Annotated in this window: 9 protein-coding genes; all 9 read left to right on the plus strand. The window is 43.6% G+C overall.

Annotated elements, in window-relative coordinates; translation table 11 throughout:
• The first annotated feature begins 138 nt into the window (after window positions 1-138).
• The 9 genes from CJD36_RS19475 (at window position 139) to lpxA (ending at window position 15,249) form a co-directional block, all read left to right on the plus strand.
• Window positions 139-2,760, plus strand: coding sequence for a transglutaminase-like domain-containing protein (locus tag CJD36_RS19475; RefSeq protein ID WP_105040874.1), 2,622 nt, complete (start codon window positions 139-141; stop codon window positions 2,758-2,760).
• 336 nt (window positions 2,761-3,096) lie between these two features.
• Complete coding sequence (locus tag CJD36_RS19480; RefSeq protein WP_105040875.1) at window positions 3,097-5,391, plus strand: transglycosylase domain-containing protein; 2,295 nt, start codon at window positions 3,097-3,099, stop codon at window positions 5,389-5,391.
• 967 nt (window positions 5,392-6,358) lie between these two features.
• Window positions 6,359-7,300 (plus strand): NHL domain-containing protein, encoded by a 942-nt coding sequence (locus CJD36_RS19490; RefSeq protein ID WP_105040877.1) that lies wholly within the window; start codon window positions 6,359-6,361, stop codon window positions 7,298-7,300.
• Window positions 7,203-8,726, plus strand: a complete 1,524-nt coding sequence (locus CJD36_RS19495) for an NHL domain-containing protein (protein ID WP_133162723.1) — start codon at window positions 7,203-7,205, stop codon at window positions 8,724-8,726. The genes CJD36_RS19490 and CJD36_RS19495 overlap by 98 nt, the downstream gene beginning before the upstream one ends.
• An 18-nt stretch (window positions 8,727-8,744) precedes the next feature.
• Window positions 8,745-10,403, plus strand: a complete 1,659-nt coding sequence (locus CJD36_RS19500) for a tetratricopeptide repeat protein (protein WP_105040879.1) — start codon at window positions 8,745-8,747, stop codon at window positions 10,401-10,403.
• A gap of 235 nt (window positions 10,404-10,638) precedes the next feature.
• On the plus strand, window positions 10,639-11,856 hold the full coding sequence (locus CJD36_RS19505) for an HD domain-containing protein (protein WP_105040880.1): 1,218 nt from the start codon (window positions 10,639-10,641) through the stop codon (window positions 11,854-11,856).
• Between the two features lie 56 nt (window positions 11,857-11,912).
• Window positions 11,913-12,986, plus strand: coding sequence for a UDP-3-O-(3-hydroxymyristoyl)glucosamine N-acyltransferase (gene lpxD, locus CJD36_RS19510; RefSeq protein WP_105040881.1), 1,074 nt, complete (start codon window positions 11,913-11,915; stop codon window positions 12,984-12,986).
• Window positions 12,987-13,033: 47 nt separating this feature from the next.
• Window positions 13,034-14,449, plus strand: coding sequence for a bifunctional UDP-3-O-[3-hydroxymyristoyl] N-acetylglucosamine deacetylase/3-hydroxyacyl-ACP dehydratase (locus tag CJD36_RS19515; protein WP_105041008.1), 1,416 nt, complete (start codon window positions 13,034-13,036; stop codon window positions 14,447-14,449).
• A complete protein-coding gene (gene lpxA / locus CJD36_RS19520) occupies window positions 14,446-15,249 on the plus strand; it encodes an acyl-ACP--UDP-N-acetylglucosamine O-acyltransferase (protein WP_105040882.1) in 804 nt (267 codons plus the stop codon). The genes CJD36_RS19515 and lpxA overlap by 4 nt, the downstream gene beginning before the upstream one ends.
• The last annotated feature ends 292 nt before the right edge of the window (window positions 15,250-15,541 follow it).

A 15,541-nucleotide genomic window follows, 5' to 3' on the forward strand; every position in this document is an offset into this window, starting at 1 on the left:
ATGTGAATTGGACTGAATTCGTCAGCTATTTATGTGACCAATTCAAGAGCGTTGTTAAAAGACAATTGTAATTGGACGAACTCACGTTATTTTTTAACAAACATCATAAAAGTATAAACCCTATTTTTATGCAGCTATATGAATATACAACGTGCCACACCTGTAAATGAGTTCCTGGCAAAGCTTATTTTCCTGATGTTGCCAACGGCTGCTATAGGCTTTTACCTGCTCAATAGTCTTAATGTGCGGTATGCCATACTGCAGAATGAGGCATGGCTGCAAAGCTTGTACATGGCCGCGGGGATGGGTGCTGCGGCGCTTATCTATTCGTTCCGTGTACGATTTCTACCCACTTATATAGCGCTACTGGTGGTGCTGTTCTCTACTTATAAGGGAATGGATGCCTTTTCTACCAGTGAGTTTTCTTTTTTCGCATCGGTACGCTTTCTTGTCTTCTCCATTTTGTTTAGCACCGGCTGGCTTATTGGCTGGGGATATATCAGACTCAGATATTTTGCGGTGTTGATATCGGTGAGTCTGCTTACTGCATGTATAGCCACTATAGCTACAGCCAAGGTAGATACCGTAGAAGCATTGCTGATAGCTTTCATACCTACGATAGCCTATGTTATCTATAATATATTTACGGCAGAGCAGATCTACAATTATAAGGATAAGTCTAAGAAATTCTGGTGGTTCCTTATACGGCGGCTAAGCATATTTGGTGTGTTGCTGGGTATGTTGCTATGGAGTGTGGTCTTCTTTATGCGCAAGGACATAAAAGAAACGGTGGCCCAATATGGCGGCGGAGGCAAAAAGGGCGGCAATAATATGATGAAGCAGAACAAAGATGGCACCTTTGATCTGAAAGACTATTCTAAACTGAGTAATTCTCTGAACCGCGATAAGCAGTTACTGTTTTGCGCACATATTGATAATTACTTCCCGGGTACTAAGTACCCCAACCCGCTGTACCTGACGGCATTCTATTTTACTAAGTTTGATACCACTACGGAGACATTTGAAAGGGATGCAACCATACCTTATAATGACCTGTTTGAACCCGACCCATCTAAAATACCGTTGTTTGGCACCAAGCAGGATACAATGGTGATACACAATAGCCTGGGCAATAAGGCACGTACCATTGTGGATGTAGAGATCTATAATTGTAACCTGTCTCCCAGCACCTACCTGGCACCTAATGTGGGCTTCTTCGTGCAGCCAATAACGGTGGAGAAAGATTTCAGGGAGAAGTTCAGGTCGGCATATCGCACGAAGAGTTATGTTTCATCGCTCAACAGTGCCTATTTTGTATATAACATGGACACGCCTGTAATGAGACAATTTCAGGAGGCGAGGTTTAAGGTATTGCGCACAGCAGGCGGATATGAAAAGGTGGATCCGAAGTTCATGAGCTATTATACCTACATGCCGAGTGGAGATAAGTTCAAATCTATTACAGCTCTGGCGCACAGGGTAACGGATACCGCCCATACGCCGGTAGACAAGGTGATAGCCATAAGAAACTACTTCCTGTCGAAGAACGAAAACGGAGAACATTTATACAAGTACACCGACAATCCCGGCGAGCCGGATATCCCGAATGCATCTAAGTTGCTGTACTTCCTGAATGAGAATCATAAGGGATATTGCGCTTATTACGCAGGGGCTACCCTCTTCATGCTGAGGTCTATAGGTATTCCATCGCGTATTGCAGTAGGCTTCCTTACGGAAGACAGGAGCGATAAAAACAAGGGCTGGTATTGGTATTACGCCAACCAGGCGCATGCCTGGATACAGGTGTATTTCCCTGGTTTTGGCTGGCTGGACTTTGATACTACTGTGGGTAACAGCGACTCTGAGAACCGCCCTACTCCACAGCCTGATGGTACACCACCGATGCAGCCACCTAAGGCATGGCTGGCCGCCGAAGGCGTGGTAGAAAGCACGGATACTGTAAAGAAGACGATGCAGTTTACTGTAAAGCACTATGTATTTCATGATAAGGAGTACAAGCCTGAGCAGCCGGTAAGCATATCGCTGGACATGAAGGTGTCGTCTATCTTCAGAGATAGTATGACGATACCGTTTGCCAAGGTGCAGAAGGGCGATGAGGGCACGGCGGTGTCTTATGCGGAGATATTGAAGAAGATAGAGCCGTCGGATAATGAGAACGCAACATCGCTCATTAACAGCCTGCCGATGCCTACACCAATTGATGAGGTGTACCTGAAAAACAAGACACAGGTGGCGCCGAAAGAGCTACAGAAAAAAGTGGCGGAGGTGAAAAAGGTATCTAAAAGGCAATTGCTGTGGATAGGACTGGGTTTACTGGGTGCGTTCCTAGTTGTTATGCTGTTATTGCCGGAAATAGTGCTACGCTATTTTATCTACAAGTATAATCATACAAAGGCTGAAAACGACAAACCGTACTGGGCATACAGAGCGGCAACGTATTACCTGCATATGATAGGCATTAGTCGCGGTAACCGGACACCTATGCAGTATGCGAAGCAGTCGGTAGATCCATTCTATAGTACTTCGTTCGGGGCATTTATGAATGTATATCTGAAGAAAAAGTATGCGAAGCAGGAGCTGAATGAGCGGGAAAGACTGTTGGTTGATGAGTTCCTGAAGCCGTTCTTAGCGGCTGTGAACAGTAAAACTGCGTTTAGCGACAAGTTCTTCGAGTTTATGAATGTTGTGCGGATGGCAGGCTTTTTTACAATGCCGCCGGAAGAAGAAAAAGAAGTGTAAATTTGCGGGGGGAGGTGTGGCGTTTACAAAACGAATACGGCCGGATGTTCGGGTCAGAGACCCGTTAAATTTGCTCGTCACGAGAGCGCTTCGCTAACTCTCGCGACAGTCAGGGTTGTGTGGCGTGTATAAAACGAATACGTCCCGGTGGCTCGTGTTGGGTAGAGACGCAAAATCTTGCGTCTCTACGTACGGATGAGTGAAGAAGGATGGGGTGTACAAAACAAATACGTCCCGATGTCCGTCGGTCAGAGACCGACAGCAGGCGGAGAGGTGAAAGTCGGATAGTAGTGAATCATAATAATTAGTATATTACAGATAAAACAATAAAAGGAATTGAAAAACCAACCTGAAAAACCAAAAGTAAAAACCAGGGCTAAGCGGTCTGTGCGCATTCTCTGGCGTTCGTTTATCGTGTTCCTTGTATCACTGGTTTTGCTTGTAGTAGCTATAGACCACGGGCTTATCGGCTATATGCCGTCAATGATAGAACTGGAAAATCCGCAGAGTGCATTGTCGTCTGACGTGTATGCGGCGGACGGAACTATTCTGGGCAGATATTATGTCCAAGACAGATCGAATTGTAAATTTTCAGAGGTTTCTCCCAATATCATCAATGCGCTGATAGCTACCGAGGATGCCCGTTTTTATGATCATGCGGGTATTGACCCTATTGCTACGGTGAGAATATTTTTCAGACTTGGCCGTGCGGGTGGAGGTAGTACCATATCTCAGCAGCTAGCTAAAAACCTGTTCCCGAGAGAGAAAAAGAGTTTTCTCACACTACCGTTTGTAAAGCTTAAAGAGTGGGTACTGGCCGTAAAGCTGGAACGTAACCTTACCAAGAATGAGCTGATCACTTTGTATCTGAATATTGTTCCTTTTGGTGATAATGTATTTGGTATAAGGAATGCTTCGCTGACATTTTATAATAAGACTCCTGATAAGGTAACTGTGGATGAAGCAGCAGTGCTGGTAGGTATGTTGAAGGGTAATACCATGTATAACCCGCGTAAAAATCCTGAGAGAGCTAAAAACAGGCGTAATACAGTGCTGGACCAGATGGTAAAATATAATTACCTGACTGAGGGCCAGGCGGACAGTTTTAAAGACCATGAAACACCGCTGAACTATCATAAGATAGACTACCATGATGGTATTGCGCCGTATTTCAGGCAGGTGCTGGAAAGCCAGGTAAAGGCAGTGCTGAAGGACATGAAGAAGCCCGACGGTACACCTTATGACCTTTATAAAGACGGACTGAAAATATATACTACCATTGATGTGAGGATGCAGCGCTATGCAGAAGAAGCTATGCAGGAGCACCTTACAGAGTTGCAGAAACAGTTCATGGCGCAGAACGGATATCGTGATGGAAGTATATGGACCAAGGGTGGGAAATCTATTGACAATATACTCACTGCCAGCATTAAGGCTAGCGACCGATACCAATCTTTCCGCGACATCAACATGACGGAAAAGCAGGCTATGGCTATGATGGCAAAGCCTAATAAAACCAAGGTATTTGCCTGGAACAAGTTACATTATAAGGATACGACGATAAGTCCGATAGATTCTATCAAGTACATGAAGACCTTCCTGCAGTCTGGCTTTATGGCTATGGATCCGTTTACCGGTGAGGTGAAGGCATGGGTAGGCGGTATAGACCATACGTTCTTCCAGTTTGACCACGTAAATGTGAACACGAAGCGCCAGGTAGGTTCTACGATCAAGCCGTTGCTTTACAGCTTTGCAGTAGACAATGGATTCTCTCCATGTGGTATAGTTCAGACCAGTCCGCAGAGCTTCCCAAGTATGCCTAAGCCATACGATGCGCAGCCGGGTGAATCATTTGGAGATGTACCTATGAAGTACGCGCTTGCTAAGTCACTGAACAATGCGGCACTTTATATATTGAAGCAGGTAGGTATTGATGCATTCGTTGATTTCGCGCATAAGTGCAATATCACGAGTCGTATGGATAAGTTCCCGTCTGTTGGTTTGGGTGTATCAGACATTTCACTTTATGAAATGATGGGTGCCTATACTATGTTCCCTGCAGGTGGCACCAATACGCAACCGTACTTTATGGTGCGTATAGAAGATAAGAATGGTATGCTGGTGAAGAACTTCGCGCCGACACAGAAAGAAGTGATCAACCCCAATACTGCATTTAAAATGGTAAAGATGATGCAGGGCGTGGTAGACTTTGGTACCGGTGGCCGTATGCGTCACAGGTATGGACTAATGAACCAGATAGCAGGTAAAACAGGTACTACCAATAACCAGGCAGATGCATGGTTCATAGGCTATACCCCACAGTTGCTGGCCGGTGCATGGGTTGGTTGCGATGACCGTCAGTTCCGCTTCAGAAGTGAGGCCCTTGGACAAGGTGCTGCAGCAGCGTTGCCGATATGGGCGTTCTTTATGAAGCGTGTATATGCTGACAAGAATCTTAACATCACGCCAAATGCAACATTTAAGGCACCTGATGGATTTGATGATTGCGGTATTGGGACAGATGGCGGTGGCACACCTGAAGACAAAAAAGGCAAGAAAACCGGAGCGGATGATGAAGTAGAAGAGCATGGCGCAAGGACTCCGGCGAATAATAATGACGATTACGAATAAGGAGTGTGTAACAAAGAGCAGAGAGTGACCACGACGTTGCATGGAATCTTATTGCTACAATTGATGGCACTGCATTTTGGTAGGGAGTTTAAGGTAATAAAATAAGATTAAACATGAGAAATATCTTGTCGTTAATTTTGCTATTTACCTTGAGCTGTGTTACACATAAAAAACCACATCGGGTTGTTTTTAAACCAATAAATTCACATATAATTTTAGGTAAAGAAACTAAATATCTGAATGACACCTTTCTATATGAACCTCAAATTGTATTATCATATGTAGAGATCGACGCTATTACTAAAGACAGGTGTTTTATAAGACGGAAAAATACGATTGAACAGTCGTATGACGAGGGGGTATATTTTATTGATGGCTATTTATTGAAGACGTTTATTAATAACGGTAATGAAATTGATTCTTCACTGAAGAAATTATATGCAACTTTAATCGATGATGACTATGAATTTAATGGGAAAGAATATAGCACTGCGTATTATGGCCTCAAATATCGGCAATACTGTATGAGCGTTAAAGTAATTTTCATTGACTCAATTCTTCAAAAAATACCCCTTTTTCTAGATAGTCAACAATATTATAACTTCTCGAAAAAACATCACGGAATAAACTATTCTTACAAAAAATTGCCGTCATATTTAATTGTCGAGGGAACGATCAATTAATGTTGTTTATAGTATTGAGATTTAACGAATGGGCAACTCTTTTACAAAGGGTTGTCCATTTTGGTTTTATTAAGCCGCTCCCCATCCCTCTCCAACCCTGTCAGTCAGCAGACAAAGTATAGAAAGAGAGACTATTCCAACGCAATCGCTTGGTACAACAATACCCCTATAGCCAAAAATTTGACATATCCCCTTTTGATACCGTTCGTGGTCATTACCTTCGCAAACATTACATTTGTATTATTTTATAAGAAGCACCATTAAAACTATAATTTTCTATTCCCATGCAGCTAAGGCTAACTCTACTTTCCATATTTATTTGTTTGCAGGCCAGTGCTCAGACAGCCATAACAACTTTTGCAGGTCGGAATATTCATTCTTTTTACAATGGTGCGCCAGCTACTGCTGCCCAGTTCAACGCGCAGCATAAGATACGATTTGCAAACGGGCTACTTTATATAGCTGATGCGAGTAATAACAGTGTGCGCATACTGAACCCGGCGACCAATAATATCGCCATTTTTGCCGGCAAGGGATCGTCTAATTTTAGTGGCGACGGAATGCCTGCGACGGCTGCCGAAATGAATTACCCGCAGTCGGTTTGTATAGATGACACCGGCAATATTTATATAGCAGACTGTTGGGGACACAGGATACGCAAAACAACTCCTGCCGGCATCATAACTACAGTAGCAGGCAATGGTATTGCAGGATATTCGGGAGATGGCGGCCCTGCGACAGCTGCACAATTCAACAAACCACAGAGTGTCGCGACAGACGACTCGGGCAATATTTACATCGCTGACTTTTTGAACAACGTTATAAGGAAAGTAGACCTTGCCGGGAATATATCGACCATAGCAGGAATAGGCGTTGCAGGTAATACAGGGGATGGTGGACCAGCAACTTCAGCATTGCTGAATAAGCCTATGGACCTGTTTTTTGACACTGCAAATAATATCTACTTTGCTGATCAGGGCAATCACTCCATAAGAGTTATCAGACCCAATGGCATCATACAAAGGATTGCCGGTACAGGAATGGGCGGATATAGTGGCGATGGAGGACCCGCAACCGCGGCCAAATTGCAAAGTCCGTATGCGGTAATGTGGCACCCATCGGGTCTACTTGTATGTTGCGGATTATGGGAACCACAGAGTAAGAAACATTTCACTTTCTACCGGCATTATAAATACTGTAGCCGGAAACGGCACGGCAGGCAATAGTGGTGATGGTGGCTTCTCTGCAAGCGCACAACTGCAAAACCCTGCAGGTGTTGCTATGGATAATACAGGCAATTTATTTATCACCTCCGGTAGCCGCATCCGTAAGGTAAGCCCGACAGGTATAATAACTACGATAGCCGGTAACGACGGATATGGCGGCGATGGTGGCAGAGCAGATACTGCATTGCTGCAAAACCCCATGCATGTGTGCAGAGATGCGGCAGGCAACACTTACATAGCCGATTCGGGCAGCCACACCGTGAGAAAGGTAGATGGTGCAGGCATCATTACAACGATAGCAGGCAATGGCAGCAGAGGTAATACCGGAGATAACGGGGCGGCAACTGCAGCAACACTGAATCAACCTGTAAGTGTGGCTATAAACAGCATAGGCTATCTGTATATTTCAGATAAGGCAACACACGTGATCAGAATGGTAAATACTGCTACCGGTATTATTACTACTGTAGCGGGAACGGGCGGCCCGGGATACTCAGGCAATGGCGGACCAGCTACGACAGCACAAATGAATAACCCATACGGGATAGCAGTTGACACCGCTGACAACTTATATGTAGCGGATAATGTCAATAATTGCATAAGAAGAATAGATGCTGCAACCGGAATTATAACAGCTGTTACAGGGGCAGTAGTTGGGAGCTTTTCGGGAGATGGCGCTCCAGCTATAGCTGCGTCTATCAATGGGCCGGTGTACATAACCTTTGATCGCGACAACAACCTGTATATTGCCGATAAATACAATAACAGAATAAGAAAAATAAATGGCAGCACCGGTTTCATCAGTACTGTATTTGGCAATGGTACAGGTGGCGACGCAGGTGATGGTGGCACGGGGGTATCGGCAGAGCTATGTGAACCAACGAGCGTTGCAGTGGATGACAGTGGTGGTATCACTACCTATGTGTGCGGAAAAATAAGACATGTACCTACCAGTGGAGGGCCTGTGAGATTAGAAGCGGGCATGAATGTATCGGGCATCTCTGCCGATGGACTTACCGGAGGCCTGGTGACCTTTGATACCGCATCAGGCATTGCATATGATGAACATAATGACCTGCTGATACCAGATGTGGGCAATCATTGCGTAAGGATGAAGTTATTGCCATTTACCGTGTCGGTAGCACATCCTAGTAAAGAAACGGGACCAATCACGATTTCGCCGAACCCTGTGCGGAATACCTTTATTATTTCTATGACTACTCCGGATGGAGTAACGGGTGATGAAATGAACGTATCGATAAGTGATGTGTTGGGCAAGATAGTTTATAGCAGCTCTATGTTGGTGCATAACAATAAAGCGCTATCCACGATAAGACTCAATGATGACCTGGCTGCAGGTGTCTACTTTTGTACCATAACAGGCCCGGGTATACGACGATCAGCATCATTCGCACTAGTACGATAAACGCAAACTCAATCATTAATGAACTGCCGCCAATTTATTGATTCAATAGTCCGGTATCTGCTGTTGCTTACACTATTATTTAGTGTTGCTGATGTAGTTGCACAAAATAATGAGGGGAATGAGAAAATAACTGACTCCGTTATCAAGGCGTCATCCCATTTAAACGATACGGTGAGGATAGCACTACTCAACAGAGCGGCAGCAGCAAAAGTGAGGACAAACCCACTGGAAGGCATTACCTATGCTGAGCAGGCTTTGGCGTTGGCACAGAAAACGAAATGGAATAAAGGCGTTGCAGATGCTTATTACAACCTTGGTAAAAACAAGCTAGTAAGGGCAGATTACAGAACTGCACTGCAAGACCTGGAATCGGCATTGAAACTGGAAGAAAGCGCTAAAAATTCTGCAAGGATAATAGAGACCTATTTTGCCATGGGGGACGTATTTGTGAAACTGAGCAAATACCCGACAGCAAGCGATTATTACTTTAAAGCATTAAAAATTGCAGAACAGGAAAAGCGAACAGATGATATTGCAACGTGCCTTATTTACATTGGTGATCTATTCAGAGCTTCGGGAGACTATGAAAAAGCACTCACCTACTTTTCAAAAGGTGTGGAAAATTGTACGGCTACGGGTAACAATATTGGACTGGCAGTATCGCTAAGGAATATTGGGAATGTATACTACACAAAGGGCAATACAGATAAAGCCGAAGCATACTATAACCAGGCATTGAGTGTGGCCCGGCAAGGAAATGACAAAAGAAATATTGCGGAGAACCTTGTCAACATGAGCATTATTTATTCGGATAAAGGCGAAAACGATAGAGCGCTGGAGAATGCATTTAACGCGCTGAATATTTATAAAGAGATAGGCGACAAAAGTGGCATAGGTAATCTGCTGGGCAATATTGGCACTACCTATCTACTATCGGCAACAAGGGATGGCCATTCTGAATCGGGCAAGTATATACCTGCTTCTAAAAGAGCCACTCTTAATAAAGCAATTGATTACCTGCAACAAGCTTTGACCATTGAAAAGGAACTAGGTGAGCTTACTGCGATACCTCAATTTTATGAAAACCTGTCGGAAGCATACTCTTTGCAGGGCAATTACAAGAAGGCCTTTGAAGCACATTCGGACTTTGTGACCTATAAAGATAGTGCGGAGAGCCTGCAACGATCGAAAGAAATAGCTACCATAAATATGGAGTATGAGTTTACCAAACAAAAAGACTCGATAAAGATGCAGAAAATGCTGACGGAGCAGCGCTTGTCGGTAGAGCAGATATTAAGGAAAAGAGAGAAGGTCTACTATATATCGGGGCTAGTTGTTTTACTACTTGTTGCTGTATTTATTTTCCGAAGCTTACGTACCCAACAAAAGCTCAACCAAACCATTACACGGCTGGTTGCTGAACAAGAACTTACTATAGAACAACGCACAGCTGACCTGCGAATAACCAATGAGAAACTACGGGCGCTCATTTCGTTCAATGCCCACCAGATAAGGGAGCCACTTACGCGAATTACGGGTACGCTATCTATAAGGGAGGATGTGGAGCCGGAGGAGTTTATGAATGATTTTGTGCCGCTTATGGAGAAGGCGGCAAAAGACCTCGACAACGCCATTAAAGATGTACTTGCCAATGCCCAAAACAATGATATAAGTTAAATATTGTTGTTGAAAGGTAGTTCCCCGAAGGAAAGCTGAATAATTTACAGAATAGGTAGATATTTGCAAATTAGGAACGATGATTGAATAAAGCATACCAATTTGTCTGTTCTTTTCCATTTCTGCCGCGTTGCAAAAAGTCTTTAAATAGCTCACTATTCGCAGATTTTGCGCCTCGCATAAAAGAAAAATAACTATCCAACTTAGTATGCTTTATTGAATCAACGTTCCTTAGATGAGTATTAAAGTAAAAATTATCAATGATCCGGTTTATGGCTTTCTACGCTTTCCGGAACCAGAGGTTATCAAAGTCATAGACCACCCGTGGTTTCAACGACTTAGAAATATCAAGCAAATGGGCATGGCACAACTGGTATATCCGGGAGCTGTGCATACAAGGCTGCATCATTCGCTAGGCGCCTGCCACCTGATGGGTAAGGCACTTGATGAGCTGAAGACCAAAGAAATAATAACCAGCAAAGACGAGTGTATTGCAGCAAGACTGGCTGCACTACTACATGATGTAGGCCATGGACCTTACTCCCACTCTTTAGAGCATACAATAGTAGGCGTGCATCACGAAGTGTTATCGAAGCTGATAATGGAGCGGATGAACAAAGAGTTTGGCGGCATGCTATCTACAGCGATAGAAATATTCGATAGCTCTTACCCAAGACAATATCTGCACCAACTGGTATCGAGCCAAATGGATGTAGACAGGATGGACTACCTGAACAGGGATAGTTTCTTCACCGGCGTGTCTGAGGGGGTAATTGGCTATGACCGTATTTTGCAGATGCTGACCGTGCGCGATAACGAGCTGATGGTAGAAGAAAAGGGCGTGCACTCAGTAGAAAAATTTATTATAGCACGCCGACTTATGTACTGGCAGGTGTACCTGCACAAAACAGTTTTGGGTGCTGAGGTATTACTAATTAATATATTAAAGAGAGCGAAAGAACTGGCAAGGGAAGGGAGAGACCTTTTTGCAACGCCGACGTTTAAATATTTTTTATATCGGGATCTGACGGAAGAAGATTTCAAAAATGACCCTAGTCATTTGGAAAAGTATTGTCAACTGGATGATACAGACGTCATGGCATCGATCAAAGTATGGCAAACACATGAAGATAAAATACTATCCAAACTGTGCCAGATGCTCATTTTAAGAAAACTTTATAAAATAATCTTCAGTTCTGAATCTTTGGCAAGCATTTTGACGCAAAAAAGGGAAGAGGTAAAACTGCGTTTTGGAATAGAAGATAAACATTTAGATTATTTCGTATTTGACGGTGTGGCCAGTAATAGTACATACAATACAAATGAAGAATTAATTAAAATTGAAACGAAGAGCGGATTAGTTAAAAACATAACGGAAATAGACGATTCATTAGTTAATCAAACTCTTGCTCGTGCCGTTCATAAAAACTACATTTGCTATATCCAATCCTGAAAGTGACCTTGGCGAAATTAATAATGGGCGTAATAATAACTGAAAATTAATTTGATATGCAGTTTACAGCACAGCAGATAGCTACCCTATTGCAAGGAAGACTGGAAGGAGATCCTGCCGTACAGGTGAGTGATGTAGCCAAAATAGAGGAAGCAAAAAGTGGCTCGCTGAGCTTTATAGCCAACCCTAAGTATGAAGAATACCTTTACTCATCACATGCATCAATCATAATTGTCAACGAGTCGCTGGAAATAGAAAGACCTATAAGTGCCACATTAATAAGAGTGAAAGATGCTTATAGCAGTTTTGCCCTTTTACTGGAGAAATACGACGAGATGATGTCGGGCAGAGTAAAGACCGGCATTGAACCACAAAGTTATGTTGCTGCAACTGCCAAGATCGGAAAAGATGTATATATCGGTGCTTTTTCGTACATTGGTGAAAATGCGGTAGTAGGAGATGGTGTAAAGATATATCCGGGTTGCTATGTAGGCAGTAATGTGAAACTGGGAGCCAATACAAAACTATATGCAGGTGTAAAAGTTTACGACCTGTGCTCGCTGGGAGACCGGGTAACGATACACTCGGGAACAGTGATAGGTGGAGATGGATTTGGATTTGCACCGTTGAAAGATGGTAGTTATAAAAAGATAGCGCAGATAGGCAACGTGATCATAGAGGATGACGTGGAGATAGGCGCCAATACTACCATAGACAGGGCTACAATGGGCTCTACTATAATAAGGAAAGGCGTAAAGCTGGACAATCTTATACAGGTAGCACACAATGTAGAAATAGGCGAACACACTGTTATTGCTGCACAAACAGGGATATCAGGAAGTTCTAAAATAGGCAAGTATTGCACGATAGGCGGACAGGTAGGAATGGTAGGGCACATAACGATAGCTGACGGCACGAAGATCAATGCACAAAGCGGAATATCTAAATCTGTGACCACACCCTATACGGTGTTAAACAGCTCACCTGCATTTGATTATAAAAGTTCGTTGAAAAGTCAGGCAATTTTCAGAAATTTGCCGGAGTTACAACAAAGACTTCTGAAGCTGGAAGAAACCGTTCATGAATTAACAGCATTATTGAGTACCCAAAATCTGGAATATAAAAAGTGAGTGACGATATTTCTTTAAGATCAGAAAGTAAGAAAAAAACCGATTCTTTGCATCAATCGAATGTTGGCAAAAATCAAAACACGCTGAAAGGCAATGTTACAGTGCATGGTGTGGGATTACATACCGGCGCTATTGTAACTATGACCATGAAGCCTGCTAATCCGGGTTTTGGGGTTCGTTTTCAACGTATTGACCTGCCTGAAAAACCGATAGTGAAAGCTGACGTTGATTTTGTGGTAGACACATCGAGAGGTACAACCATTGAGCACCACGGTGCCAGGGTAAGCACAATTGAGCATACTATGGCCGCCCTTGTGGGATTGGGCGTAGACAATGCGCTGATAGAACTTGATGGCCCTGAAGTGCCTATTCTTGATGGTAGCTCGCGCGAGTTTATGGAAGCCATAGAAAGCGTAGGTATACAGGAGCAGGATGCGCGCAGAATAGTTTACTCTATAGATACTAACATACATTATTATGATCCGGTAAAGAACGTAGACATGCTGGCCGTGCCTTCGTCTGACTACCAGATCACTACTCTTATTGACTTCAATTCCCCTGTACTGGGTACGCAGCATGCCGCAATGAGGCATATTGCTGATTTCAAAAAAGAGATAGGCCCTTGCCGTACATTCTGCTTCCTGCACGAACTGGAGTATTTGCTGGATAACAACCTGATAAAAGGTGGTGATCTGAACAATGCGATAGTAGTTGTAGACAAGGTAGTAAGCCAGGACACACTGGACAGGCTTGCGGTAATATTCAACAAACAAAAGATAGAAGTAAAGCAAGAAGGTATATTGAACAATGTACAGCTTCACTTTACAAATGAACCTGCCCGCCATAAGCTACTGGATGTAGTTGGTGACCTGGCACTCATAGGTCACTCTATCAATGCGCATATCATTGCCAGCCGTCCCGGTCATGCTTCAAACGTAGAATTCGCGAGGAAGATCAAGCAGTATATCAAGAAGAACAAGCATCTTTCTGACATACCTCATTATGATCCTTCTCAGCCGGCTATCTACGATATCAATATGATATCAAGAGCATTGCCACATAAGTATCCTTTCCTGCTGGTCGATAAAATCATAGAGTTGAGCGATACGCATGTGGTAGGTATCAAGAACGTAACTGTTAATGAATACTTCTTCCCGGGACACTTCCCAGGCAACCCTGTAATGCCGGGTGTGCTGCAGATAGAAGCGCTTGCACAAACCGGTGGTATCCTTGCGTTGAACAACTACGTTGATCCTGAGAACTATGACACCTACTTCCTTAAGATAGACAAAGTACGTTTTAAGCAAAAAGTAGTACCGGGTGACACCCTGATATTGAAACTGGAATTGTTAAGCCCTATACGCAGAGGTATCTGCGAAATGAGGGGAATGGTTTACGTAGGTAACAAGCTCGCTACAGAAGCAGAGCTAGTAGCTCAAATAGTAAGAAAAGACAAAAAATGATTCACCCGCTTACATACGTACACCCCGACGCTAAAATAGCGCCAAATGTAAAGATCGACCCGTTTACTACCATCCATAAAAATGTGGAGATAGGAGAAGGTACATGGATCGGATCTAACGTAACCATTATGGAGGGAGCAAGAATAGGTAAGAATGTTCGCATCTTCCCCAGCTCTGTTATCTCTGCCATTCCACAGGACCTTAAGTACAAGGGAGAAGATACGACCACTATTATTGGCGATAACACCACCATCCGTGAGTGTGTAACTATCAACAGGGGTACTTCTGACAAGAACGCAACCAAGATAGGCAACAACTGCCTGATCATGGCCTACACGCACATTGCCCATGACTGTGAGATAGGTAACCATTGCATATTCTCTAACAATACTACCCTTGCGGGCCACATTATAGTTGGAGATTACGTAGTACTGGCCGGCCTTACTGCGGTACAGCAGTTTGTGCGTATCGGTTCACATTCATTTGTAACCGGCGGATCTTTGGTGCGTAAGGATATACCACCTTATGTAAAGGCTGCTCGTGAGCCTCTATCCTATGTTGGTGTTAACTCTGTAGGCATGAAGCGCAGAGGCTATTCCATAGACCAGATCAATCACATCCTCGATATCTACCGTATTCTTTTTGTAAGAGGTTATAATGTGTCAAAAGCATTGAGCATCATAGAAACAGAAATACCGGTGAGCGATGAGCGCGATGAGATCATTACATTCGTCCGCGAAACAGGCCGTGGTATCATGAAGGGCTATATCCGCAGACATAGTAATGAAGGAGTAGAATAAGAATTTTCATAGATGATATTGGAACAGGCTGACCGAAGGGTTGGCCTGTTTTGTGTTTTTTGGGGATTGGCAAATTGGAAGTTGGAGCAGTTAAATGCCAAATAAATTCACAGTTACCGGCGTGTACTATAAGAATGAACTTAGTGATGCAAACCTATTGTAATTATGTCGCCCTTACAGGGCTGATGTTATGGTAGTGTTTCCGTACGAGGGGTTGAAACCCATCGCTATTTATTTCGCTCTTTCAGAGCTTGATCATTTGCTGATAGCAACGCCATGACTGATATTTTGC

This window comes from Flavipsychrobacter stenotrophus, assembly GCF_002954265.1.
GTDB lineage: Bacteria > Bacteroidota > Bacteroidia > Chitinophagales > Chitinophagaceae > Flavipsychrobacter > Flavipsychrobacter stenotrophus.

Bases quoted from the DNA above. Each gene is read 5' to 3' on its own strand.
- CJD36_RS19475 (WP_105040874.1), top strand. From the start codon at position 139: ATGAATATACAACGTGCCACACCTGTAAATGAGTTCCTGGCAAAGCTT.
- CJD36_RS19490 (WP_105040877.1), top strand. From the start codon at position 6,359: ATGCAGCTAAGGCTAACTCTACTTTCCATATTTATTTGTTTGCAGGCC.
- CJD36_RS19500 (WP_105040879.1), top strand. From the start codon at position 8,745: ATGAACTGCCGCCAATTTATTGATTCAATAGTCCGGTATCTGCTGTTG.
- CJD36_RS19505 (WP_105040880.1), top strand. From the start codon at position 10,639: ATGAGTATTAAAGTAAAAATTATCAATGATCCGGTTTATGGCTTTCTA.
- lpxD (WP_105040881.1), top strand. From the start codon at position 11,913: ATGCAGTTTACAGCACAGCAGATAGCTACCCTATTGCAAGGAAGACTG.
- lpxA (WP_105040882.1), top strand. From the start codon at position 14,446: ATGATTCACCCGCTTACATACGTACACCCCGACGCTAAAATAGCGCCA.